Origin of the sequence: Salinivibrio proteolyticus, from assembly GCF_027286365.1 — a bacterium.
Taxonomy (GTDB): domain Bacteria; phylum Pseudomonadota; class Gammaproteobacteria; order Enterobacterales; family Vibrionaceae; genus Salinivibrio; species Salinivibrio proteolyticus.
In genome coordinates this window covers 132378-157207 of sequence record NZ_CP114585.1, presented here as the reverse complement: position 1 = coordinate 157207, position 24830 = coordinate 132378, and the positions used below count along the sequence as shown (strand labels likewise).

General features: G+C 47.4%; 20 protein-coding genes and 1 pseudogene. 7 read left to right on the top strand and 14 right to left on the bottom strand.

Translation table 11 applies throughout. From position 1 onward, the window contains the following. Window positions 1-198: 198 nt before the first annotated feature. Window positions 199-1869: a methyl-accepting chemotaxis protein gene (locus N7E60_RS14720; RefSeq protein ID WP_269598898.1), complete on the top strand. Its 1671-nt coding sequence runs from the start codon at window positions 199-201 to the stop codon at window positions 1867-1869. Window positions 1870-1932: 63 nt separating this feature from the next. Here the strand turns inward: N7E60_RS14720 and N7E60_RS14715 are convergent, their stop codons facing one another. The 5 genes and pseudogenes from N7E60_RS14715 to N7E60_RS14695 form a co-directional block, all read right to left on the bottom strand. Further along, window positions 1933-3237 (bottom strand): MFS transporter, encoded by a 1305-nt coding sequence (locus N7E60_RS14715; protein WP_269598897.1) that lies wholly within the window; start codon window positions 3235-3237, stop codon window positions 1933-1935. Between the two features lie 35 nt (window positions 3238-3272). Beyond that, window positions 3273-3386: pseudogene (locus N7E60_RS14710) on the bottom strand (penicillin-insensitive murein endopeptidase); the annotation flags it as partial. A gap of 7 nt (window positions 3387-3393) precedes the next feature. Then, on the bottom strand, window positions 3394-3948 hold the full coding sequence (locus N7E60_RS14705) for a GNAT family N-acetyltransferase (protein ID WP_269599016.1): 555 nt from the start codon (window positions 3946-3948) through the stop codon (window positions 3394-3396). 49 nt (window positions 3949-3997) lie between these two features. Then, on the bottom strand, window positions 3998-4354 hold the full coding sequence (locus tag N7E60_RS14700) for an NADH:ubiquinone oxidoreductase (protein ID WP_077456575.1): 357 nt from the start codon (window positions 4352-4354) through the stop codon (window positions 3998-4000). A gap of 56 nt (window positions 4355-4410) precedes the next feature. Further along, window positions 4411-4797: a hypothetical protein gene (locus N7E60_RS14695; RefSeq protein ID WP_269598896.1), complete on the bottom strand. Its 387-nt coding sequence runs from the start codon at window positions 4795-4797 to the stop codon at window positions 4411-4413. A gap of 285 nt (window positions 4798-5082) precedes the next feature. Here N7E60_RS14695 and N7E60_RS14690 point away from each other — a divergent pair, with 285 nt between their 5' ends. The 3 genes from N7E60_RS14690 to N7E60_RS14680 all read left to right on the top strand — a co-directional run bounded on the left by N7E60_RS14690 (window position 5083) and on the right by N7E60_RS14680 (window position 8699). After that, window positions 5083-6156 carry an ABC transporter substrate-binding protein gene (locus N7E60_RS14690; RefSeq protein WP_269598895.1) on the top strand — a complete coding sequence of 358 codons (1074 nt, stop codon included), beginning with the start codon at window positions 5083-5085 and terminating at the stop codon, window positions 6154-6156. After that, window positions 6153-7988, top strand: a complete 1836-nt coding sequence (locus tag N7E60_RS14685; protein WP_269598894.1) for a diguanylate cyclase domain-containing protein — start codon at window positions 6153-6155, stop codon at window positions 7986-7988. The genes N7E60_RS14690 and N7E60_RS14685 overlap by 4 nt, the downstream gene beginning before the upstream one ends. Before the next feature lie 171 nt (window positions 7989-8159). Then, on the top strand, window positions 8160-8699 hold the full coding sequence (locus N7E60_RS14680; protein ID WP_269598893.1) for a histidine phosphatase family protein: 540 nt from the start codon (window positions 8160-8162) through the stop codon (window positions 8697-8699). Between the two features lie 75 nt (window positions 8700-8774). On the opposite strand, the gene N7E60_RS14675 is transcribed toward N7E60_RS14680, so the two are convergent. After that, entirely contained in the window at window positions 8775-10202 is a 1428-nt protein-coding gene (locus tag N7E60_RS14675; protein WP_269598892.1) for a 6-phospho-beta-glucosidase, read from the bottom strand. A 230-nt stretch (window positions 10203-10432) separates the two neighbouring features. Here N7E60_RS14675 and N7E60_RS14670 point away from each other — a divergent pair, with 230 nt between their 5' ends. Both N7E60_RS14670 and N7E60_RS14665 read left to right on the top strand, forming a co-directional pair. Beyond that, entirely contained in the window at window positions 10433-11320 is an 888-nt protein-coding gene (locus N7E60_RS14670) for an aspartoacylase (protein ID WP_069590448.1), read from the top strand. 79 nt (window positions 11321-11399) lie between these two features. Further along, complete coding sequence (locus N7E60_RS14665; RefSeq protein WP_269598891.1) at window positions 11400-12794, top strand: sensor domain-containing diguanylate cyclase; 1395 nt, start codon at window positions 11400-11402, stop codon at window positions 12792-12794. A 30-nt stretch (window positions 12795-12824) separates the two neighbouring features. On the opposite strand, the gene N7E60_RS14660 is transcribed toward N7E60_RS14665, so the two are convergent. The 5 genes from N7E60_RS14660 to N7E60_RS14640 form a co-directional block, all read right to left on the bottom strand. Next, the gene (locus N7E60_RS14660) at window positions 12825-13928 is read right to left on the bottom strand and encodes a hypothetical protein (protein ID WP_269598890.1); all 1104 of its coding nucleotides are present in this window, start codon (window positions 13926-13928) and stop codon (window positions 12825-12827) included. Continuing rightward, on the bottom strand, window positions 13912-14196 hold the full coding sequence (locus N7E60_RS14655; protein ID WP_269598889.1) for a type VI secretion system PAAR protein: 285 nt from the start codon (window positions 14194-14196) through the stop codon (window positions 13912-13914). Before N7E60_RS14655 ends, N7E60_RS14660 begins: the two co-directional genes overlap by 17 nt. Window positions 14197-14224: 28 nt before the next feature. Further along, window positions 14225-16174: a type VI secretion system Vgr family protein gene (locus tag N7E60_RS14650; protein WP_269598888.1), complete on the bottom strand. Its 1950-nt coding sequence runs from the start codon at window positions 16172-16174 to the stop codon at window positions 14225-14227. A 121-nt stretch (window positions 16175-16295) separates the two neighbouring features. Next, window positions 16296-16814, bottom strand: coding sequence for a type VI secretion system effector Hcp-2 (gene hcp-2, locus N7E60_RS14645; RefSeq protein ID WP_069590456.1), 519 nt, complete (start codon window positions 16812-16814; stop codon window positions 16296-16298). A gap of 191 nt (window positions 16815-17005) precedes the next feature. Continuing rightward, complete coding sequence (locus N7E60_RS14640) at window positions 17006-17488, bottom strand: DUF2931 family protein (RefSeq protein ID WP_269599015.1); 483 nt, start codon at window positions 17486-17488, stop codon at window positions 17006-17008. Window positions 17489-17565: 77 nt separating this feature from the next. Between N7E60_RS14640 and N7E60_RS14635 the strand changes: the two genes are divergently transcribed. Beyond that, on the top strand, window positions 17566-18774 hold the full coding sequence (locus N7E60_RS14635) for an IS256 family transposase (protein WP_077605338.1): 1209 nt from the start codon (window positions 17566-17568) through the stop codon (window positions 18772-18774). 18 nt (window positions 18775-18792) lie between these two features. Here N7E60_RS14635 and N7E60_RS14630 read toward each other — a convergent pair whose 3' ends face one another. The 3 genes from N7E60_RS14630 to N7E60_RS14620 form a co-directional block, all read right to left on the bottom strand. After that, entirely contained in the window at window positions 18793-19899 is a 1107-nt protein-coding gene (locus N7E60_RS14630; RefSeq protein WP_269598887.1) for a sel1 repeat family protein, read from the bottom strand. A 180-nt stretch (window positions 19900-20079) separates the two neighbouring features. Beyond that, window positions 20080-21204 (bottom strand): sel1 repeat family protein, encoded by a 1125-nt coding sequence (locus N7E60_RS14625; RefSeq protein WP_269598886.1) that lies wholly within the window; start codon window positions 21202-21204, stop codon window positions 20080-20082. Then, window positions 21191-24829: a LysM peptidoglycan-binding domain-containing protein gene (locus N7E60_RS14620; protein ID WP_269598885.1), complete on the bottom strand. Its 3639-nt coding sequence runs from the start codon at window positions 24827-24829 to the stop codon at window positions 21191-21193. Before N7E60_RS14620 ends, N7E60_RS14625 begins: the two co-directional genes overlap by 14 nt. Window position 24830 lies beyond the last annotated feature (1 nt).

The window sequence follows — 24830 nt, the reverse complement described above, 5'->3', positions numbered from 1 at the left end:
AATGGCTTATATTTACTTACCAGTGATGAATCAGATAGTTATCGCAATCTCTTGTGCATAACGAGTTAGACAGATGTAAAAGATTGCAAGATGTTTCCCAATCCACATCAAATAAAAGGGCTTTTTGCGCGGCAAACGGAAAAAATGTCTTCCATACTTTAGCGAAATCGAAACCATCATTAACACAAGGTATCCGGTATGTTGACGTTAATGCTGCGCGGAAAGCTCTTAGTGCTTGCCATCGTACCCTTGGTATTATCCATTCTCGTTACGTTGTTTATCACTACCTACTACGAGCGTGAGCTGGTCGACGAGAACATTGCCACTTTTCGAACCAAATTAATTGATGAGCGAAAAATGCAGCTTCGCGAAGCCACAGAAATTGCCGCGACTGTAGTAAAAAACGCACAACAAGCGGGCGGTGATGCCACGCAAAATGTCAAAGACGCACTTCGCGAAGTGACCTTTGGTAAGGCGGGCTACTTTTATATTTACGATCGTCAGGGAACCAATATCTTTCACGCGCTGAAACCTGAAGTCGAAGGACAATCGTTAATTAACCTTACTGATCCCAAGGGCAACAAAATTATCGTGGGTCTGCTCGAAGCGGCGCAAAGCGGTGATGGCACCTTCACCTACTTCTACCAAAAGCCGGGCACCGATGAACTGATCGAAAAGATTGGCTATGCCGATATGGTCAACAACGGCCAATGGATGTTGGGAACGGGGGCGTACATTGACGACATTGAGGCACGTGTTACCGATTTCCGTGAAAATGCAGAAGAGGCTTTAGCGGCACAAACGGCACGAATGGTCATTGCAGGCATTCTTATTTTGATTGTTACCTTTATCGCGGTTGCCTTTGTTGCCCAACGGATGTCAACGCCGGTGAAAGACATGCTGGACAACCTCAATGATATTGCCGACGGTGATGGCGACCTGACTCAGCGCCTGAAAATTAAAGGCAGTGACGAGATTGCGCTGCTTGGGGATGCGTTTAACCGCTTTATCGATAAGCTACAAACCACCATACGTAGCGTGGTGGATGTCACGGAAAAAGTGAGCCACACCGCACGCACGATTGACGAGCAAACCCAGATGGTTGCCACGCAATTACAGACTCACGATAACGAGACCGAGCAAGTGGTCACTGCTGTTACCCAGATGAGCTCGGCCGCGCAAGAGGTGTCACAGAACGCCACCCAAGTAGCTGATGCCACCAGTGCAGCTACTGACGACGCGCGTCACGCCCAAGAGAAAGTGCAATTCTCGATCACCTCGATGCAAGCGCTGGTCGAGCAAATGAATACCTCGAGTACACATGTGGATTCGCTAAATGAGCAGTCCCATAAGATTACCGGCGTGCTTTCTGTGATTGGCGATATTGCTGAACAAACCAACTTGCTGGCGCTAAACGCTGCCATTGAGGCCGCACGTGCAGGTGAACAAGGTCGCGGGTTTGCGGTGGTCGCTGATGAGGTGAGAACCCTCGCAAGCCGCACGCAAAAGAGCACTCACGAAATTCGCGAAATGCTGGATGAGCTACAGTCGTACGTCAATCAGGCTGTAGAGGGAATGAAGCAAAGTAACGATACCTGCCAGCAAACCTCGGAGGCATCCAACGAAATTGGTAGTGGCATTGATTCGGTGAGTAACGCCATTACTCAAATCAATGACATGACCAGCTATATTGCCTCGGCAGCCTCGGAACAAACCACGGTGACAGAGGACATCCACCGTAATCTGGTATCGATTCGCGACATTGTGAGCCAACTACTCAACGCCAGTAATGACTCGGCACAAGCGGCGACTGACTTAAACCAGACAGGCGAAGAGCTCAAACGTCTGGTGAGCCAATTTAAAGTTTGATTCGTCAAACCAAACGAAAAAGGCGCTGATATTTCAGCGCCTTTTTGCTGCTGGACAATCGGCTTACCGTTCCACCTCAGGCAAGGCGCGCGCCATCAATGCCCCCAGCAAGCCAAGCGCCGATAACACCGCAATCACCACCATTAACCCCCACTGGCTCAACCATGCCGTGACGCCGCCCATGAATAAGAGCATGAAGCCAATCAAAGTATTGCTGACCGAGACATAATCAGTGCGCTGATTGCCCTCAGCCATATTCACGATGTAGGTTTTACGCCCAAGCCGCACACCCTCGTGAGCAATGGTCAGGACAAAATAGACGCCAGGCAGTACCCATTGCGAAGCAAACAACGCGGGATACCAGTGGCTGATACTCACGACCACCAGGCCCAGTAACGCCGTCACCACGGCAGCCATTATCATCACTTGGCGACTAGATCGATCGGCAAACAGCCCCCAAAAAGGGGCCGATAACAAACTTGCGATGCCGCTAATTGCGACAAAGCTTGCGGTAGTGATCGCTAACGCTTGGCTATGCTGACTGGCTAACAGCACATAATAGGGCGCGGATAGGGCCGAACAGAGTAACAGTGAACGGGTGATCACAAAGTGGCGTAGACGTCTATCATCCACCAATAAGCGCAGTTTAGAAATCGCATGCGTGAGGGCATTGGCACCACCTTCAGTGGCCCCTTCGTATTCATCCACTTGGCTGTAAACCGCCGCGGCAATCCACCAAAGCACTGCGCCGAACGCCAATAGCGCGCAATAGACCCACACATGCTGCTGAGCCGAGACACTGAATAATCCGACACCAGCGGCAATCGTTACCGCTCCCGCCAAGCTCGACGACCACCCATTCAAGCGTCCTCGTTGCGGCTTAGGAATGGTTTTCCCTAACACATCTTTCGAAGCGACCGAGCACAAGCCTCGCGCCAGACTAAATACCACCAGCAAGCCAACAATGCTCCAGCCGGCTACTTGACCGGTTAAAAGCAACGCTGCGATCGCCATTGCTAGGATACACGCTCCTTGAATAACAGAGCCTGCCACCCATGCCCACTTACGTACCGCAAATTGGCGGACATAACCGGCGATACCTAACTGAGGCACTAGCGACCCCGCCTCTCGTATTGGCACCAATAAGCCAATTAACGCCAAGGGAGCGCCAACCGCGGTGAGAAGCGCTGGCAAGACAATTTTCGGGTTAGATACCGCGTCGCCAATTTTGGTGAGTCCTTGGCTAACGATGATGCGGAAAAAGTTGCCCGGAACCTCACGACACGCACTGCCATCAATGTCTTTACAGGCACGCGCATCTTCTTCATTAAATAGTTTTTGGTGTAAGTCATCCGCTAGTTTGTGCACGCTTTCTCCCAGTCTTTTTTGTTTTTATTCTGCCCTTATTGGCAAGGCACAGCAAAATCAACGTGATAATGTTCATCATGGCGAACCCAAGACCGCCGCGTTGAAAACTGAATATGTTGCTTTAAATACTGCCCATACGGGGTATCGTACTGGCGATTAATCAGCATGGTCTGCCTGCCAAGTGGGTTTCGATATGGCGTATAAAACATGCGTGGCGAGCGGATGGTCTGCCGCCAAATGAGGATGCGAAAAGGTAAAGGGAGCAGCCGGTGTCATCCCGAGTTTTTTCATCACCGCTTGTGAGGGCAGGTTACTCTCGGTGGTAAACGCATAAATTGCCGGAAGCTCAACGTCCTCAAAGCCGATGGCAAGTGCTTTTTGTGCTGCTTCAGTGGCATAGCCTCGCCCCCAATGTGCCGACGCTAAACGCCAACCAATTTCAACAAACGGCTGATGACCGAGGTCGAAGGTGGGCCGGTTTAACCCCACAAAGCCAATGAATTCCCGAGTCTCCGTCAGTTCTACCGCCCAAAATCCAAACCCGTTATCCGCCAGTTTGGATTGAATATGTGCCGCCATCGCATCACTTTGGGCGCGTGAGAGCACACTGGGAAAATACCGCATGACGTCTGAGTCTTTATTGAGCGCGGCAAAAGGGGGCAAATCGGACGCTTGCCATGCGCGTAGCGTCAGTCGCTCCGTCGAGTACATTGCCAATACCACTCCTCTCTAGATACAAGGCTGAACACCATCGAGCCTGCTACTGTAAATCTTTGTGGCGCAAGCGCGTAAGCCAATATTCACGATAGCGAAAATAGCAATAGGTCGAGGCAAACAAGAAAAACAAATACGAAAGCGAAAATACCAAAGGTGAGGTGATCAACGCATGTTTTAACCCGAGCAATACACCCGCCGCCGTCACCGCAATCTTAGCGACCACCCCGAGCAACAACAAAAACAACGCAAACTGGGGGTAATGGCTGCTACGAAACGTGATCCAATAGCAAGCACCCACCGCTGTACTAGCGACGCCCAGCCCAAGAAGATAAGAATGGAAGTGCTCACCCGCCAACACACCACCGATTATGGTCAGCACGAGAAGAAGAATAAATGCCATGTTTCCTGCCTTTTTCTCTATTATGCCACTGGTTGGCTAAGGGTGAGAGTGAAGGCTTAAGAGAGTGCGACGCCGCTTACAGGTTGAGTGCACGTAGATGAAAGGGTGCGGGATTTTACCGTCATGATGGCGCCGTAGCGTTGTGTCAGCGCATCCACGGTGATCACTTGCCCTTGGCGTTTTACACTAACACGCGTGCCATAGTCAGCCCCAATGTGTCCAGCGCCCTCATCCGCGCTACCCACATAGGTGAAGCACTCAATCGCTAAATCCACAATCCGAAACTCTCGACGACGCGCACTTAAAAGCGCTACCCAACATTTTGCCGCCAGCACTTGTTGGGGCGTTTCTGCCCGTACCGCAAAGCGCCAACCCTCGCCGTCACCGTAAAAATCCATTGGGAAATGACGCTTTATTCTCTTTTTATCGTTATAGGTTTTCATTGTTCAATTGTCGTTTTTTTCGTCACTATCAATGACAATCATCGCCATAATTACTGCATTATCATGCCCTATCGTCCAACGCTTGCCTAATCAAATTTACGCGACAATGCCCAAACGTCTAGCAATTAAACATGTAAATTATGAATAGCCTCGCAACCTTGCTTAGTGCAAAGCAATGATCATAGTTTTGTCGTGAAAATACTGAACTACACCCTCATTCTTATAATATCTAGCTAAACTATTATTTGTATTGGGAGATTTTCATCAACGAGGCCGCGAGAGAGGATGAGAAATAGAATAATCCGTTGTCTGGGGATGTTTATCAGTCTTGTCAGCATTATGCTGAGTGCATCTGCATACTCAGAGCAGCCAATCCGAGTATTATTCATCAATCCTGGGCATGCGTCGGAAAGCTTCTGGCAGGAAGTCGATCAGTACAGTATCGCCGCGGCGGACGCGCTTGGGATCGAGTTAGACATCCGCCACGCCTCCCGTAATCACTTTGCGATGCGTCAGATACTGTCGGCAAGACTGAATAAACGCCCGCTCCCCAATTACGTAATCATTGTGAATGAAAAGCTAGCAGCCAATCACCTTTTTCCGATTTTACGTCAACACCCGATTTACGTTCAGGTCATCTTAAATGACATCGATGCAGACGTGCGCGCAAACCTGTTAAGCGATCCTCACTGGCAGCAATATTTGTTACCCAGCGTTATCCCCGATAATCGCTATATTGGAGGGAAAATCGCTGAAGCTATGGTAAAAGCTGGTCACCAACGACCCGGCGAAGCGGTTATGATATCGGGCGATCTCACCACCCCCGCCTCTGTTGCCCGCGAAGCTGGCGCTCGCGACTATTTCAAAAGCCATCAGCAGATTGAATTAATGCAAGTCGTTCATGGGCAATGGGATGAAGCAATAAGCTATGAACAAATGGGCACGTTGCTGCAACGTTATCCAGCGCTGAGGTACGTTTGGACCGCGAATGATCATATGGCATTTGGCGCCATCAAAGCGGCGCAAGAAATGGGGAAAAAGCCGGGTGAAGATATTTTTTTCGCGACAGTGAATACGTCAGCAAAGGTTCTATCGCTGAGACAGCAAGGTATTATCTCGGCACTGGGCGGCGGACATTTCTCTGCGGGAGGCATAGCACTTACCCGTATTTATGCCCATGCAAATGGCCTTTCATTACCATTGTTATGCGCTGACCAGTTGTTCCAGTTGATAGAGCCCAACACACCCTATTTTTCTTTTTTACAGGCCGATGCTTGGGACCATATCTCTTTCGAAGAAATGGCTCGTCAACAACGCTCGCACTGCGGTGCTGATAAAATGGAACGGATAATTCAGTGACCAAACTCGACATCAACTTTAAAGGTCTCCAAGCTCGTATCGCGTTTGTGGTACTGGCGCTCAGTTTGCTGTTTTCTATCGGAAGCACGCTATCTCAGATGTATCTCAACTACCAACGTGCGGTAGCCACCTCGACCACACTGATCGAAAGTCGCAGCACGGACGCCGCGCGTGTGATTAGTCATGCGCTCTGGGTGGTCGATTTAGAACTCGTACGTCGCAGTGTCAAAGGGTTATCGATGATCCCAACCGTGTGCCGCATTGAGGTAAAAGGCTTTGATGGCACCCAGATCAGCGAAGTTAATAGCACGAGTAGCCATTGTGATGCCAATCATCAAGTTCTTTTAAGCGTGCAGGGGAATAACATCGGTACGCTGAATATGGTACTCAATCGCTACGAGGTAAAACGGGAGGCGCTCGATAGTGCGACCCCTCTCGCGCTCGTCCATTTTACTGAAGCATTCATCATCACTATCATCGTACTTTGGGTGGTCAACCGACTATGTTCTCGACCACTCAAGCAGTTAACAAATTCTTTGGACCGGTATCAATCAGACAAAGCCAATCAAAGCTGTGTACCTGTAAGCTTGATCCAACGCGGTGATGAGATTGGTAAGGTGGCACGTTCCATCAATGCCATGCAATCGCGTATCCGCGATGACTTTCTGCAAAAGCGCATAACCGAGCGAGAGCTACGACAACACCAAACCTTACTGGAGGAGCAGGTCGAACAGCGCACCAAAGCACTCAATTGGCAATCAAACGCAAGCTCTTTGCTCGCAGATATTTCCATCCAGTTTTTAAGCTCTGACTCCCACAACATCACGCAAGATGTTAAACAAGTGCTCCCCAGCATGGCAAAGCTTTTGGGGGGGGAAGCAATTAGCTGGTATGCCTTCGATGCCTATCGCGCTGAGCGCCGTTGCTATTGGCCACAGGACATTACCTTCGCCCCAGATGTGGTCGACCTAAGTGAAATGCACATGATAAAGCGTTGGCTTGCGGATACAGAAGCGCTGGTGGTTCCCCATGTCGGACAGTTAGGCGAAGACGCTATCAACGAACGAACTTGGTTGCGCCATCGCGGCATTCTCTCTATTGCCGCATTTCCGCTAACTGACGGTCGAAAAAGCTTTGGCATGATCACGGTGGCGAACCGTCACTTACCCTTTATTTGGGATAACAACAAAACACTGTTGCTCAAACGCTTTGCGACTGCAATCAGTGAGGTCATGATCCGAGAACGCAATCATGTTGCCATGGAGCAGTTGCAAGAAGAATTGATCATTGCCAATGAGCGCCTCAAAGTACAAGCAGAAACCGACGATTTAACCCGACTCATGAACCGTCGCCCGTTCAAACGTGAACTCAGCAATCATATTTACGAAGGCATCAAAAAAAACCACCCAGTCGCGGTCATGATGATCGATGTCGACCATTTTAAAGCCTACAACGATGAGTATGGGCACTTACAAGGCGATGACGTACTTACTCAAATCGCACGTATTTTACTCACCCGAACCCAAGAGTATGAAGGCACAGTCGCACGGTTCGGGGGAGAAGAATTTGCCATCACACTACCCCCTAAGCATGCCGCACAGCTCGACGACTTAGCCAATGCGATTCGCGATGATATCGCTGAATTAGCGATGGCGCATGAGAAAAACCCTGATGGCGATTATGTCACTGTCAGTATCGGCGGGATCATCACGATACCGGATGATGATACATCAGACTCCTATCTGTTAGAGGCCGCCGATCAGCAACTCTATCAAGCCAAAGACGGCGGCCGCGATTGCATTAACATTCTCGACCAGCTAGAGAAAAAATAGCGAGCCAGCTCACGACCGTTTATGACTAGCCATCGACATTCATGACAGGACGATGACGGTATGCTACAACGCCAACATCATGGTGTGGCAGCTGCCTTTGCAATGCCCATCGATAAGCGCATCCGCGCAACAGAATAATAAATTGTTATCGACTCAAGAAAAGGAAGCCCTATGAAAGTCGTTTTTATCCGTCATGGAAAAACCGATTACTCACTGGCAGACGCGCGCCAAATGAGCCAGTTGGAAAAAGACTATGCCCCCTTGCAGCGTGCGTGTATCCCTAACATTCAGGCCTTGGCCAGTCATCCTAGCTTACAGCAAGCAGAGATTATTCTGTCTTCGCCCTACACTCGTGCATTACAAACCGCTGAAATCCTTAATCGTCAGCTACAAAACCCGTTGTTTGTGGAACATGACCTACGCGAGTGGCAAGCGGATGTCAAAGGTAGCTATATCCCCCTTTCAGAGCGTGATAGACGCTGGCTTGAGTATCGCGAGCTATTTGCCAATGGCAACGAAGTCACCAACGCTGGCTATGAATCAGCAACCAACTTGCTCCGCCGTGTCAGTGCCGTGCTCGATAGCTATCAAACCTACTCAACCATCGCCGTTGTCGCCCACTTTAATGTGATAGAAGCGATTGTGGGGTATCGCGAACAAGGCATTGAATACGGCGAAATTATCGAATTTGATTATCAGCCCAGTCAATAACAACTTTCTCACGCAGAGATAGACGCCTCGAGTACAGTAAAAAGGGACGCCGCATGTGTCCCTTTGCCGTCGCTACTATTTTGTCAGGCCATTATTGGCAATCACGCTTTGATACCAGTAAAAGCTCTTTTTGCGATGACGTGAAAAGTCACCACTGCCATCGTCATGACGGTCAACATAAATAAACCCATAACGCTTGCGATACTCTCCAGTGGTAAACGAAACACAATCAATACAGCCCCACGGGGTATAACCAATGACATCCACCCCATCTTGCGAAATTGCCTCTCCCAAGGCCTCGATGTGTTGTGATAAGTAGCTGATACGATAATCATCATTAATCTCGCCCGATGCCTCCTTCGTATCCAGCGCACCTAAACCATTTTCCACCACAAAAATCGGTTTCTCGTAACGTTCGTAAAGCTCCGACAGCGCGTAGCGCAAACCCTTAGGGTCAATCTGCCAGCCCCAATCCGAAGCCGGTAAGTGCGGATTCAAACGACTGGCGCTGAACAATGCATTTTCATCTTCCTCGGGTGGGTTGGCATCGACAATGTTGGTCATGTAGTAACTGATCGCCAGAAAATCCGCGCGGCCATTTTCTAGAATCTGCACGTCATCGTCGTCCATTGCGACCTGAATCCCTTTTGCAGCCCATTGTGGCCAGATGTAATGAGGATAGTGACCCCTAACCTGCACGTCGCTGCATAAATATTTATCTCGCATCGCACGTTGAGATGCCAGTAGATCATCAGGATGGCACGTTGCCGGGTACAGCGGCATCATATGGATCATGCTGCCAATTTGAAAATCTGGATTAATGACGTGGCCCAGCGCGACCACTTTGGCACTCGCCACGAATTGATGGTGCAGCACCTGATAAAGCATCTGCTCGGGGTGATCGTGTTCGGTAAAAATGACCCCTGAATTACAATAGCCAAACAGCGGATAGTCCCAATTCAGCTGATTGTTAATCTCGTTAAAGGTAATCCAGTAGGTGACTTTATCGCGATAACGCGTGAATACCGTTTCACAAAAACGGACAAAGCAGTCCACCACTTTGCGGTTGGCCCAGCCCCCATACGCTTTCACAAGGTGATAAGGCATTTCAAAATGCGACAGAGTTATCACCGGCTCGATTCCCTGTGATAACAAGTTATCAATCAAGCGGTCATAAAACGCTAATCCGGCTTCATTCGGTGTGGATTCGTCACCGTTTGGGAAGATCCGCGACCATGCAATCGAGGTTCGGAAACACTTAAACCCCATTTCCGCGAACAGAGCAATGTCTTGCGGATATCGGTGGTAAAAATCAACCGCTTGATGATTCGGATACATCTCACCAGCCTCAACGTTATCGGTCATCTTTCTTGGAACACCGTGCTCACCTTTGGTCAACACATCGACAATGCTTATCCCCTTGCCATCGGCGTTCCAACCGCCTTCCACTTGATGCGCAGCCACAGCGCCACCCCAAAGGAAGTTCTCAGGAAATTTACTCATGTATCACCTCTTATCCGTCTTCGTCGCTAGCCTAACCCGTTCAACACTGCTGAAGTGTGAACTGAATCTAAGATTAATTGATAGTTAATATAGTTGCTGGAAACAGCCATGTCAGAGTGAATAAAAACGCAAAATAAAAGACAATTTATTCTGTTAACTTATTTCGCTGGCAGTGATACGCTTAAGTGATATACAACGGATACCGTTTGATCAGCCCACAAGGAGTATCAATGAGCATTTTTAGTCAGGTCGCGATTGTTGGTGGCACCCATGGCAATGAATTCAGTGGCATCTACGCACTTAAACAGTGGCAGCAGAATAGCGAGACGGTCACACGAAGCAGTTTTTCTACTGAGTTATTTTTCGCAAATCCCTGCGCATATCAAGCCAACAAGCGCTATCTCGATTGTGACCTTAATCGGCAATTTGATCCCAAGTTACTCGCTGATCAATCACTTGCTAACTATGAGCAGAGCAGAGCCAAGGTACTCAACCAGCAACTCGGCCCCAAAGGCGATCCGCGAGTAGATTTAATTATTGATTTGCACAATACCACCAGCAATATGGGCCCGACGCTAATTTTATTGACCCTAGATACCTTCAATACCCAGTTAGCCGCCTATGTCAGCGAACGCATGCCCGATGCGGTTATCTTAGTCGAAGATCATATTGAGCCCATTCAGCAAGCCTTCTTGTGCTCGGTAGCCAAACAAGGTGTGATCGTTGAAATTGGCCCCCAACCTCAATCGGTGCTGCGCCATGATGTGATGGAATCGATGCATGAAATGACCACGCATATTCTTGACTTTGTTCATTTATTTAATATCGACCAAGTGCCTGAATTGCCGGAAAAGATCACTGGGTTCCGTTACACAGAAACACTGCACTTGCCTCAGGATGCATCTGGGGAACGCATTGGTATGGTGCATCAACATGTGCAAGACAAAGACTTTGTTCCGGTGAATCCGGGGGATCCACTCTTTATCTTGTTTGATGGCAGTGAGCAAACATGGCAAGGCGACTATGTAGCGTACCCACATTTCATTAATGAAGCCGCGTATTACGACAATAACATCGCCATGTCGATGGCAGAACGTATTGAGATCAACACCAAGTAATAAATCCATCAATAACACGAACAAGCACTGGGTTTTGTACTACGCTTAAGCTATTTCCGGCAGACGTATAGAGCCAGTTGTGAACAAGGCAATTGAACATCATAAAGACGTTGAGACGATACTGCCCTCGCTGTTTCGTAATCTAGATACCGCCGTTGTAATAGCCGACACGCAACGGCGCATCCAGTTTTTAAACCCCGAAGCAGAAGCCCTGTTTGGTTGTACACTGGAAAGTGTGAAAAATACCAGCACGCGAGTGCTATACGCCGAGCAAGAAGACTTCGATGCTAAGGGGCGTGAACGCTTTAATCCCGAGGCGGAGCCCTATTATCACAATGCTTACGTAGTAAGATACAAAACCGCCGATGGCCATGTGTTTCTGGGGGAAACTCACGGTGGTCCAGTGTGCGATGATAACCAAGACGTTATTATGTACGTGGCCTTTATCCAAGATATCAGCACACGCGTTGAAGTAGAATCAGCTCTCAGCCAACTGCATTCCATTACGTCAGCGCGTAATCTCGACTTTAGCAAACGTGTGGAGCGCATTTTATCGCTGGGCTGCAAACACTTCGGGCTACCCATTGGCATTCTTAGCCAAATCGTCGGTCAACGCTATACCGTCCAACAAGCCATTCATCCCGAATGTGCGCTCCAAGCCGGTCAGGTATTTGATTTACAAACCACCTATTGTAGTCATGTCTATCAAGCCAATGAGGTCAAAGGCTTTCATCATGTTGGCGCCAGTGACATCCGCTCACATCCCTGTTACCAACATTTTGGTTTAGAAGCTTATATTGGCGCCCCCATTTTTATTGATGGTGAGCGCTATGGCACCCTGAATTTTTCTAGCCCAGAGCCTACTCGACCCTTTATTCCACAAGATTTCGAACTATTGCGACTATTTGCTGAATGGGTGGGTCATGAGCTGGCGCGACTACGTGATTGGGAAGCGTTAGAACATGCACAGCAACTGCTTGAGATCCAAGCCAATACTGACTCGCTCACCCAGCTCTACAATCGCCACTATCTGACTAATGCACTGACCAAGGAACTGGCGCGATGTGAACGTTACAAAAATCCATTAACATTGGCAGTCGTCGACTTTGACCATTTCAAGAATCTCAATGACACCTATGGCCACCGAGCTGGCGATATCGCGCTACAGCGCTTTGGGAATATTGTCAGGGAAGAATCACGAACCAACGACATATATGGTCGCTGGGGCGGGGAAGAGTTTTTGTGTGTGCTACCGGAGACCGATATAGACGGCGCGAAAGTGGTACTCCAACGTCTCGTCGAGCGCGTTCACGCCGAAGTCATCCATGTGGATGGGCAAACTATACGTTGCACCATCAGTATCGGTTACACCCATTTTGTGTCACACGATACACAAGACACTATCATTCAACGCGCGGATACCGCACTTTATAAAGCAAAGAGAAATGGCCGGAACCGAATCGAGCAGGCGTGACCCGCTCCCAACCATATTGTCCCTTATCGACTAGCTTGCAGGCTTATCCGCTACAACGTTGGCAGCAGTTCTCTGCCAGTAACAGTCATAATGGTAAAACGTGTTTGCCTTTCTCAGCGCCGCTGCTTTTTCCTCAATATCTTGGATTTGCTCTGCCGACACACGAGACGATGCCAACTCAAACTGATCCATAGCTTGCTGACGGAGCTCTTTAAATTTACCTTGCCCGACAACATCAAGATACGCAGATAAATAGACCAAACCCTCGATGTATTCCTCGTCAGCGGGCTCATAATAGGTGGTGTAATAACGCCCCAGCGCCGCTAACGACATCAAGTCACCTTGCTCGATGGCTTTTTTTCTCCATTCAACCGCTTTGGAGCTCTCACCGCGACGGATAAAATCACGATATAAGCTTTTGGTACCAGGAATGCCGCCCGCATTGGCAATCTGCTTTTTCACTTCAGCGGCAGCATCAAGTCGAGAGCTTGGAAACAGGAAAAAGCCTCGTTGCCCCAGCTCGATTTGCGACGCTTTGTGAAGCAAAGCGTCGACATCATTCGCGGCGATCGCTTCATCTAAATAGGCTTCTGCTTTGTCTTTATCGGTAGGATGTAAATATTCATACAGACTAAAAGCGGCTTCTTCTGGCGCCTCGTCATACCAAGCGTGCAAGACTTCTTCGTACTTGTGCCGCCAAATAATCCGGTGAGTGGCCGACAACCAAGTTCCTTCTTCGACCAGTAACTTCATGGCTGGAATGTAATTCGCTTTCGCCGCTTGAGTCAGGTAGTCCTGTGCTTCCTGAGAATACTCAAGCTTTTGCGCATCATCACTCAGCAACACAGCATATAAGTACGCGGCAGGGGCAATCCCCTCATCCGCTGCGGCTTTGAGATATTTTTCCGCACGCTGGTAATGAAATTGCGCACGCGATAAGCGTCCATGTTCAAATAGCGCCTGCGGCTTCATAGCCTCAATGTCATAATCGTCAGCGATTTTCTCAACCGGTTCGATGGTGGCAAAAGGCGTCGCTTCTACTTCAACCTGTTCAGCCCAGCTATGACTACTAACCGCAAGAAAGCAGCCCAGCAGACTCGCTCTAAGTATTGATTTATTAACCAATATTGACACTTGAACCTCCTGCAATCACCCCACCACAACTTACCGCATCGCCAATACGTGCGGCCGGCTTGCCGTCAATCATGACACTACCGGATCCCCCATTAACGGCACGCCCATGTGGCGGGTGTTTGGGTTTACTGTGAGGGGCCAACGGATCACCTTTACGCACCGCGGGAATACCATCGATTTTAACTGTCGATGATCCTTCGGTAATCGGTGTCGGCGGGAAACCATCATGGGCTGTCCCAATATGGCCGACAAGTGCAGCTTTTGGCATACGAATCCTCAACTCTTTCTTTCGTTAACTATTCTGGCTTATACGCGGGGCGAGGCGATGTTGGCGACTTACCTTGATAGCCTGAGCCGCTCCCTGCACTGCCTCCAGCATTTAAGTTGATTGCTGGACCAATCAGGTGGACGCCCGCTGCGTCGACTTTCATCACACTACCACCGGCGGATACGGTAATCTCAGTACCGGCATCAAGCACGACGTTTGTCCCTGCTTTGAGATGAACCTCACGTCCTGCCGCCGCGGCAAAGCGATTGTTAATTTTTTCATGAATACTGCCACCAACTTCTAGGGTCGCATCTTTTTTGATGCGCGAGCGGTGCTGTTTCTCGACGGTCAAATGGCTATCGCCACCCACTTTTGAGAACGCATCATTATCAATTTTTTTGTGCTGATCGTGGCGCACCTGTGTGATCGCATCATTCTCAACCCGTGTTTCCCAATCTTTCTGAGCGTGTAAATACACTTGCTCACTGCCCGATTGGTCTTCGAACGTGAGCTCGTTGTAGCCATCGCCTTGGTGGCTCTCACTGCGCCAAACCGTCTTGGTTTTGTGTGCCGGTAAGGTATAAGGCGGCACATTGGTCGCATGATACGTGCGGCCGGTGATAATCGGTTGGTCCGGGTCACCGTGTAAGAAGGACACAATCACTTCATGGCCAATGCGGGGAATGGCCATCATGCCGTATTGGCTACCCGCCCAGCCCTGAGCAACACGAATCCAGCAACTGCTTTTGTCATCGCCGTTGGAATAACGGTCCCACGGGAAGTGGACTTTCACCCGCCCGTGTTCATCACAGAAGATTTCTTCGCCTTCTGGGCCCACAATCATACCAATAAGAGGGCCATCCACCTGAGGCTTGGGCTGCGGGGTCGCCCGCCAAGGGGTGGTGGCCGGAATAACCATAAACTGGTTCGCGTAGGTGGTCGCGCCCTGTCCACCCTCTTCTTCAAGAGCTTGTGGCTGCGTACCACGGTGCTGAATACGCACCACTTGCCACCATTGATTCATCTCGCGATTAAGATGATCCTGCAGCTCAAACCCATAGCCCGCTTGCAAGTGCATATGGTTACTTTTACCTATCGCTGTCACTTGTTCGCGAACCAAAAACTCTTTGCGGACCTGACTTAAGTGCTGCCCTTGCGCATCGTCTTTAAAACGTCCGGGAAAGTCGTACACCTCATAATCTTGGCGCTGATAGTCTATTCCCGATACCGCGTTATGCTGCAGGAAACTATAAGCCGGCTTTTTGAAGCTATAGTCCTTCATCACGGACGAGGAAGGAACAACGCGCGTGTGCTTTTCAATATGACTGATAAATGGCGCATCAATCACCGCCCCCGAGAGTGCATTATGGGCGATAGGCGTTTCTAGCGAGGGCAGTGCAGAAGGTGCATCTGTGATATACAAGTGCTGTTTATCGTCCTGCCAAACAAAGCAATAGATTAAGCCTTCCTCTGCCGCGATACGCTCTAAAAAGACGAGATCGGTCTCGCGATATTGCACACAGAACTCACGCTCTGCGTAGTCTTTTGTTAATCCAAAGCCAACATCCGAGATATCCATTTCTTGGAGCAAGATGGATATAATTTGCGGCACCGTTTGGTGTTGAAAAATACGACTGTTTTGACGCAAAGAAAGGCGTGCCAACTCGGGAACCATCTGCACATCATAGTATGTGTGATGATGGCCGATATCGCCTTGCGAAAACTGGTTGATCACACCGCAAATTTTGCGTTCACAAACCCCATTGCGGTACAACAGCAAGGTGCCTTTACAATCTACCAATTGTTCCGGTGTTAGGGAGGAGTCACGGCTTGCTAAAGCAATATTATAACGAAAACCGTTACAGGTTTGTTGGTCGAACTCGGCACTAGAAAGGGACTCATGGCCTTGAAATTCTCTTACGACGAACGTTTCAGGATCGAGCCCCTCAACGTTAAATTCAAACCGCAACCTAGCCATGATGTCTCCTAAATCTTGTTTCAACCAAAGTGAACACTTGTGTAGCAATCCTTAACCAGTGAAAGCGTGCTACACAAGTGATAAAGCGCTAGCTCCAAGCCAGCGCTTCAACTCTATGCCCTTAGGCTTCGATAGGCTTGCGCCAGTCGTCTGAGCCTGAAGTGCCTGCGTTGACGTGGTCCCACGTGATTTTGCGGTAAGACATCGACACGGTCAGGTTCTGCGTAAAGTCTGACTTCGCCGGGTCTTGGCAATGAGGCATCTCGCAGTGAATGTCCACAATCGAGGCGCTTTCCAGCTTGGTGGTAAAGAAGTTTTCTTGTTTACCTTCAATCGACGTGCGGTACCACTTCAGCTCAACCGTTGACATCTTCTCGCCTGACGCCAGTGCGTTATAAAGCAACGGCACCGCTTTGTTGAGTGCAACGGTGAATTTAAATGGCTTGTGCACACGTTGGCCTGATGGCTGACCTGACTGAGGGTCAGTCGGTACCGTTACATTGTGGTCAAACTGTTGCACCAGCATCTCGTCTTCGTGGCCTTCAACAAAAGCATCACCGATAGAATCCGCGGTGCAGGCACCGGCTGTAATCAAACCCTGAGTTTCACCTTCAATCGAGATATAACATGGCGTTGGCATAATCGCTCCTTTCTAATTAATGGAAGAGGCTTTCCAGTCGGTGCCTCTGTTCGCCATCCCATATAGCGAAATGCATGCCAGATTTTTTAGCCATATAATTCAGCACGTTACTCTCTCACTGACCAATTTTTTGCACGCCACAAGCAAGTTTTTGCTCGGCGAGGCAAGAAGTTGCTTCGAGTTATCCACTTTTACTGCTCACTGAGTAACTCGACTGTATTTTTGCTATAAACTTTGCCAACTTTCTCCCATGGGATTGGGATAGTCGATACACCAGCATCTATTCCACGCTGTCGAACTCTTTGTGGTGTGGGTGTGGGTGTGGGGCCCTGTCTATACTCATCGGCCGTTGTACCATTTTGGTCACGGTCTTTCTCTCGTACAGGATCCAGCTCTGCCAAATAGATAAATTTCCCACAACCCCACAGCCATACTTTGGCCTTTCCATTAGGTAACATACCAAAGAATAATTCGGTTCGATAACAAGGAAGTCCTTTAGAGCCATCACTTCGTGTATAATGCAACTTTTTCGCCATTAACTCCTTAACCTTCGGAGAAAGATCATATTTGGTTACAAAAAAACGCATATTAATGAGTGATGTCCAATATATATAAATACTATCCGGTAAGTGTTTATTTGCTGAGCCTAATTGACTTCCACTTACACCGGCCAATATCGACAAAGGAAAAGGTAGTGTTCAAAAGTCTGTGTCACTCCTATAGTTAACCCTCAACAGGGAGTGATACATCAATGTCCGACAAATACGAAATTGATATTCAAGCTTTTGCTAAGGCACTGCAATCTGGACAGGGCCTCAACGGGAAAGATGGACTGCTAACGCCGTTGATTAAACAGATCACCGAAGCTGCTTTGGCTGCTGAGATGGATGAGCACCTGACCAAAGAGGGTCAGCCTAACCGCAAAAACGGTGTCTCTCAGAAAACCATCAAAACCGCTTCTGGCTCGTTCGAACTAGACACGCCCCGTGATCGCAACGGCTCTTTCGAGCCGCAGACCGTTAAGAAGTATCAGACTCGGTTAACCGATGAGATGGAGCGTAATATCATCTCATTATTTGCACTTGGGAATAGCTACAAAAGCATTCGTGAGTACCTTCTTGAGATGTATGGGACTGAAGTGTCCAATGGCACGATAAACGCCATTACAGACCGTTTGGTGCCTGAGCTACGCGCCTGGCAAGAACGCGAATTAGAGGCGGTTTACCCCTTCGTCTGGTTAGATGCTATCCATTACAAAATCAAAGAAAATGGCCGCTTTGTCTCTAAAGCCCTGTACACAATCTTAGGGCTGAATATCGAGGGTAAAAAGGAATTACTTGGCCTTTATCTCTCAGAAAGTGAAGGTGCCCGTTACTGGTTAAATGTACTGACAGACCTACAAAACCGTGGCGTCAAAGACATCCTTATTGCCTCGGTCGATGGATTAAAGGGCTTCCCTGAAGCCATCGAAACCGTCTATCCCAAGACGGAGGTTCAACTTTGCATCATCCATCAGATCCGCAACAGCGTGAAGTACGTGGCCAGCAAAAATCAGAAAGCCTTTATGTCCGATCTGAAGTGTGTTTACCGCGCGACGACCCAAAACGCCGCAGAGCAAGCGTTAGATGAACTGGAAAGTAAATGGGGTGCTCAATATCCACTGGTCATAAAGTCGTGGCGCAGCAAATGGGAAAATCTATCGGTGTACTTCAAGTACCCAGAACAGGTCCGCAAAGCGATTTACACGACCAATGCCGTTGAGGCTGTTCATCGCCAATTCCGCAAACTGACGAAGACCAAGGGTGGCTTTGCCAACGAGAACGCATTGCTCAAGTTACTGTATGCAGGTATGTTGAAGGCGTCAGAGAAGTGGACGCATCCGGTGCAGAATTGGAACCTGACATTGTCCCAACTGAGCATCCACTTCGAAGGGCGGCTCGACGACTACGTAGATCTTTAAACGTTGGGTGACACAGAACTATGAACACCCTCTCCTAGTGAAGTAATCGATATAAATCATTGGCTTCATCTCAGCGATTTCTTTTTCTATATTACAGATACTTTCATCATAGTCGTCTTTTTCTGGCCACTCATCGTCAAATCCAAAATATCGTTTACTCTTGAATGTTTTTTCATACAATAGTGCATGACAGTATTTTTCTTCTCCGCTCAACTCATTACTTTTATCTAGAGCAGTAGCCAAAAAGTAATACCGATCTCCTGACCTCTTCATTCGTTCAAAAAGCTGATTGTTATCTTCTTCATACACGGTTGATTCTGCCATTGCAGGAATATAATAGTTATTACTAGCAATATTGAAGAGTTTCACTCCTAACTTCTCTAGCTCTTTAGATCGAAATTTACGACCTCTATGACTTGGTTCCATAAGTGTAGATGTGTAATCCATTAATGGCTTGTAGTAATGAGCCTCTGCAAATCGAATAACTTCTTTAATATACTTTTCACGCTTTTCTACTGATTCATCAAGGCCTTTTTCTTTTAGCAAAAAGTACTGAGCGCGAAGGTCGCCTTCCGCTGCGAGTTTTTTAAATCCCTCGACTGCTTTTTGGTAAATTTCCTCGGTACAGTATTTATTTTCATAAGAAGTATCTAAGCCAAGTTCTTTTGCTACTTTGTTGCCAAAATGTTCTGATGAAAGATAAGAAAGGCATAAGTTACTTTTACTAGATAACCAGTAAGTCGCATAAGGGTTCCCTTTTCTCATCAATTCAGTCAGTATCGCAGTGGCTTCACTTCGTTTATAAATCTCATCTATTTTTGTACGTGCATAGATTATTTTGGCATTCTCTACGCCCTTTTTCATCAAAGAGTCCATCTCATTCCAAGTTGTTTGACTCCAATCACCACGCTGCAGCATTAGCATCAAGTCATACATCTCATCATCAGGCTTTACTGTACTCGATATATAAGGACCATCGGCAACTTTATTAACGTTCTTCTCAATGAAATCTTTAAATAAAGGAATGTCATCTTCAGGGTTGATCGCCTTTTCTTTGCAACCGGTGAGGATACCCATCGATAAGCTTAACAGTATAACTTGGATAATCGTTTTATGACGCATCATAGGGCTGTTTCCAACAGATAGTGATATTTAGATCGACAGATAGCATAACTCTTTAAACGTAAGGAATACTACCGCCCAGCGAGTGTTATAACACTCACTGAGTGGTAAATATCTAGTATATCAAATCAGTAAGAGAGGCCTTTCAACTTAAGAAAGTGCTATCTTTAGCTAAAAAGAAAATTACCCTCGCCCCCAATTTGCTATACGGGTGAAATAATCTATATAAATCATTGGCTTCATCTCAGCGATTTCCTTATCTATCTCACAGATACTCTCATCGTAATCATTTTTATCAGGCCAGTCATCATAATAAATAAAATAACGACTATCCTTAAATATCTTTTCGTACAATAACGCATGGCAATATTTTTCTTGTTTATTTAGTTCATCACTTCGATCTAATGCCATTGATAAAAAGTAGTAACTACCTCCTACTTTTTTCATTCTTTCGAATAATTCATCATTATTCTCTTCGTAGTACATTACTGTCCCCATAGCTGGGATATAATTATTGTTACTCGCAACCTTTAAAAGATCAAAAGCTATTTTTTCCAGATTTTCTGAGCGGAAAACAACCCCATCATTGGTTTGCTTTTGTAATGAATCAATATAATCCATTAACGGCTTATAGTAATGAGCCTCTGCGAATCGGATCACCTCTTTAATATACTCTTCACGCTTTTCTACGGACTTATCAAGGCCTTGGTCTTTTAACAAAAAATACTGAGCACGCAGATCGCCTTGTGCTGCGAGTTTTTTAAACCCCTCGACCGCTTTTTGGTAGATTTCCTCGGTGCAATATTTATTTTCGTAAGAGGTGTCTAAGCCAAGATCTTTCGCTACTTTATTACCAAGGCTACTCGAGCCTAGATGTGCTCGACAACGATAACTTCTATTAGAAAGCCAATACGCTGCATAAGGATTCCCATCACTCATTAGCTTCGCTAGACGAGACACTGCGATACTTTTTTTTGAAATGTCATTCATTCTTAGGCGAGAGAGTAAAATTGTTGCGTGAGCATTCCCTTTTTCTATTAGACGGTTAAATCTATTTTCTTCTTCTTTGCTCCAAGGCGTTCCTCGCTGTAGATCAAGCAACACATCATACATTTCACTTTCAGGACGAACTGTGCTGGATATATAAGGATCATCGGCTACTTTATCGATGTTTCTTTCAATAAAGTCTTTGAATAAAGGGATGTCATCTTCAGGGTTGATCGCCTTTTCTTTTTCTTTACAGGCACTAATAGCTATCACTACAAATAGCAAAAAAGCGATTTTTCTAATGTTTTTATAAACCGACATCTTTCAGGCTCCAATTAATGATCTTTTCGTTTTCTTCGGGCACTAACTTAATGTAGTTATTGTCTTCATCATTTTTAAGTTTAATTTCTTCGCCTCTGCTACTAGCATTGGCCACCACTGAACGCGCATAGGAACGATATTCTGCATTGGTAACTGGACCGAGTCGTCGAGTATTAATCGTGTTTGTATAACTAGTGAGTACCATTCTACCACAGAGAATTTTTGAAGCTTGATCGAAGTCATTTCTAACTTTTTTCAATAAGTCAATCTGTTGAACTGTTCCAGCAACCAAAAGAGTTCTATGAATAAACCTTGCTATTTTATACCAGCTCTCTCTGAATGCTTCCCACTGTTGAGGTTTATCCGCTCCTGCGTGGAGGTCAGCCATCTCAATCAAGGCTTCTTTCCACTGTCGTTGACTGGCACAAGGACCATGTTCATCTTGGTTCGTTTTATCGTGACTTAACCATTCCATGATGTTTAGTATTGCTTGCGCTTGGAGACGATTGGTAAACTCGGCACTTCCCTGTGAAGTGGTGTTAACTTGTCTTTTCAATAACGTATTAAGTAGATTAGCTAATGTTTGAGGCGGAATGCTCAGTACCCAAGGTTTCGCCTTCTTGGCCTTTTCCTTTTCTGTTAACTGTTCAGCCAAGAACGGCGCATATTCTTTACTTGTAACATCCTTCTTATATGCCTCAATTAAGTTGGGAGGCAACAATAATACCTTGGAAAACGATAACCCTAAACCCACTGCGAGGGTTGCCAGATCATTTAGTATATTAAAGGTGTCATTCACACCGTTTTCATCCACCTCACCAAACACAGACAAGCGGCGGAAGTTACTACGCTTAAGTACCCCCAGCAAACAGTCGATAAAATCATCGGCATTGGCAGAATGAACCTCGATAGCAAAGGTGCCTCGGCAGCCTGGTCCCATTACAACACCGCCAGACGCTTTTAGTATCAGCACACCACCTTGAAAAACGATGCTGAAGTCTCGGTGCGCGCCAAGCCCATAAGCCGCAGACAGTTGCCCGTTAATTTTACCTAACGGCTTGGCTTTTTTCTGCTTAGGAGGGATCCAATAGATGTCCGAGCCGAGCGATCCGCCAACTTCTACGCCCATAAAGGCGTCAACTGTTGCCTCGGCCTGAGTCGCCACTAGGCTACTTTGGAGCTTTTTCTCCGTTTTTTCGGTCAGATTTTCGGTGGCGTTTCGGTAGATATTAGGATCGTCATGCTTGATAACACTGCCACGAATGCCAAAGCCTTTTCCATAGTCCGCTGGCCCTACGGTAATGCTGGTCCCCAGTTGGCATGTCACCCCGACAAGCCCATATAGCGCACCACTGATGCGAGCCATTAGTTTCCCAGCATCATAGTGGAATGTGCGTCCACTCTCATCGACATAATCTAACATCACAGGATGCCCTGTCACTTCGGAAGCTGTCGATTTTTCGTCGAGTGCTTTGTTGTTATCGTTTTGGGGCAACCAAAGACAAACACTCACTTGACCTTGCAACACGCCTAATGATGCAGAGATATTTCCTGACGCCCCCATTTTTTGCGGGTTTTCAAGCTGCCCTTTGTAGCTTGCTAAGGGCTGATTTAGAGCAACATCGCCTTGGGCCGCAGACGTAAAACGTAAAAATTGTGCGCCGGCGTCGGCAGAATAGGCGGGTTCGTTTATCCCCTCCACTTGGCCACCCTGTATATGGTAACTGTCTTGCCAAAAGACAGTATCAAATTTAGATTCGGCTTTTAGGGGGAGGAGGTTAATCGTAAATTTTTTATTTTTTATGCCGTCGAGCACGTCATCTAAGCTATTCGCCTCGATAATATTCGAGCTTTCGGTTTGTTGAGAGATAAAGGTGATGCGACGAGTGATGGGCTCCACATGCCTACATGCCTTGGCGTAGAAGTCATCTTGTTCATCCTTAGGCATATACCATTCAGGACCACGCAGATAAAAAACCTTACCTGTGGAGAGAAGGCTACATTCTACTGGCTGTATATCGTTGTAACCGGCATCGTTAGCAAACGCGCTAGTACTCTTGTTTTTGGGGCGATATTTATCCTCATCCCACACCATCGTCAAAGTGGGAGGCAGCGCCTCACTCTTCTCGTCAGCAAAAAAGAAAGGCAATGCGCTCGGCCCTTGGTTAACGTTCGCCAGTGCTAGCTTTCTTAATAGCGCAATTCGCGCTTTAGCCACAGATTTGATAGTGAGAAGCTTGTTAAATAATTCATCAAGTGGCGTGCCTGCGCTTTGTCCTAGAATTTGGTTAAGTGCGTTTTTGTGCGACTCTAGGGTAATATCCATAAGGTGGATAACGGCTTTAGCGGGATAATACGCCCATGCCGCTTTGGTGATATCGTTAGCGAGGCTTTCTTCATCAAGGCTGTTGTTAAGGACAGCAGAGCCGGTTATCTCTTCGTAGAGTTTGTTAATGATATCGATTTGATCGATTGATATCGGCTCAGGCGACGTCCGCCATGACTCTCCCAGACGACACAATACTTGCGGCCCTGCTGAAATATCGCCGTCTTCACCCACAAGCTGTTGCTGGGTCAAGCATTGTTCTTTACAGGCAAAGCCATGATTATTCAGTTGTTTAATCGTCCACGATAAACCAGCGTTAATACGGTTGTCTTTACTCGGATCTTCGCTGACGCTCTGTAAGACATAGCTCGCTCGACTAGGTGGGGATTGGTAGAGATCTTGCCGTGTCAACGAATATTGGTAGTCACTAATATAACGCTCTATTGTTTCTTCTCGTCTCGACGTGAAATACTTAAGATCGTGTCGATAGACAAATCGCGTGCCATCATCAGTATTTACTTTACCCGCCCGCTTCTCTGCCGCGCCCTCGAGCTCTTTTGTACGCTCATCAATCGCATTTAGTACAGCAGCCTTTAGGCGCGCCATAATAGCGTTAGAGAGTGTGGTGTGGTGATTGCTCGCCATCGACGCGGCTGCATGATATTCACTGCCGTAATAACTGTGACTATGCCGGTCAGCACGCATAGTTAGTATGTCCGGATTGAGCCCTAAATCTTTAGCCGCATCCACTAAAAACATCTTAGGATCATCAGTACGTTTGTAAACATCACGCTCTACCACTAAACGTAAATAAAGCAGTCTCTTATAGTCTTCCCGTTCGTCCTCAGCCATAAACGCTTCATGAGGACGTGTAGCAAACTTGGACAAGATACCGAGCTTGTTGATGTTTGCCAGTGTTGCCTCGTTGTCACCTTCCACAACCGCATCTCGCATCAGACCGCTTTCTTCTTCGATAAGGTCCTTGGCTTCTTGTGTGATGGCATACCAGCATCTCTCACCCGTTTCAGGATGAGCGGGGACGTATAAAACATCGACAAAATCGGCGATCTGGCACTCTTCTTCCGTTGCCGGCTGCGTGGGGGGCGGTGTGAGTGGTGTACGAGACGTATCCGTATTGGCAGGTTCCGGCAGCTCTATCTTTAGCGTATCTCCAGCATAGATAAAGTCGGGATCTTTGATTTGCGTGCTGTTCAGCTTGAGAAGCTCCTCTTCGGAGACGTCAAACTTTTCAGCAATCAGACTTAAGCAGTCACCTTTCGTTATTTTGTATTCTTTCATG

What these genes read in the sequence shown, in the direction of transcription:
- N7E60_RS14720 (WP_269598898.1), top strand. Translation starts at nt 199, where the DNA reads ATGTTGACGTTAATGCTGCGCGGAAAGCTCTTAGTGCTTGCCATCGTA.
- N7E60_RS14705 (WP_269599016.1), bottom strand. Translation starts at nt 3,948, where the DNA reads ATGTACTCGACGGAGCGACTGACGCTACGCGCATGGCAAGCGTCCGAT.
- N7E60_RS14700 (WP_077456575.1), bottom strand. Translation starts at nt 4,354, where the DNA reads ATGGCATTTATTCTTCTTCTCGTGCTGACCATAATCGGTGGTGTGTTG.
- N7E60_RS14695 (WP_269598896.1), bottom strand. Translation starts at nt 4,797, where the DNA reads ATGAAAACCTATAACGATAAAAAGAGAATAAAGCGTCATTTCCCAATG.
- N7E60_RS14690 (WP_269598895.1), top strand. Translation starts at nt 5,083, where the DNA reads ATGAGAAATAGAATAATCCGTTGTCTGGGGATGTTTATCAGTCTTGTC.
- N7E60_RS14680 (WP_269598893.1), top strand. Translation starts at nt 8,160, where the DNA reads ATGAAAGTCGTTTTTATCCGTCATGGAAAAACCGATTACTCACTGGCA.
- N7E60_RS14675 (WP_269598892.1), bottom strand. Translation starts at nt 10,202, where the DNA reads ATGAGTAAATTTCCTGAGAACTTCCTTTGGGGTGGCGCTGTGGCTGCG.
- N7E60_RS14670 (WP_069590448.1), top strand. Translation starts at nt 10,433, where the DNA reads ATGAGCATTTTTAGTCAGGTCGCGATTGTTGGTGGCACCCATGGCAAT.
- N7E60_RS14655 (WP_269598889.1), bottom strand. Translation starts at nt 14,196, where the DNA reads ATGCCAAAAGCTGCACTTGTCGGCCATATTGGGACAGCCCATGATGGT.
- N7E60_RS14650 (WP_269598888.1), bottom strand. Translation starts at nt 16,174, where the DNA reads ATGGCTAGGTTGCGGTTTGAATTTAACGTTGAGGGGCTCGATCCTGAA.
- hcp-2 (WP_069590456.1), bottom strand. Translation starts at nt 16,814, where the DNA reads ATGCCAACGCCATGTTATATCTCGATTGAAGGTGAAACTCAGGGTTTG.
- N7E60_RS14635 (WP_077605338.1), top strand. Translation starts at nt 17,566, where the DNA reads ATGTCCGACAAATACGAAATTGATATTCAAGCTTTTGCTAAGGCACTG.
- N7E60_RS14630 (WP_269598887.1), bottom strand. Translation starts at nt 19,899, where the DNA reads ATGATGCGTCATAAAACGATTATCCAAGTTATACTGTTAAGCTTATCG.
- N7E60_RS14625 (WP_269598886.1), bottom strand. Translation starts at nt 21,204, where the DNA reads ATGTCGGTTTATAAAAACATTAGAAAAATCGCTTTTTTGCTATTTGTA.
- N7E60_RS14620 (WP_269598885.1), bottom strand. Translation starts at nt 24,829, where the DNA reads ATGAAAGAATACAAAATAACGAAAGGTGACTGCTTAAGTCTGATTGCT.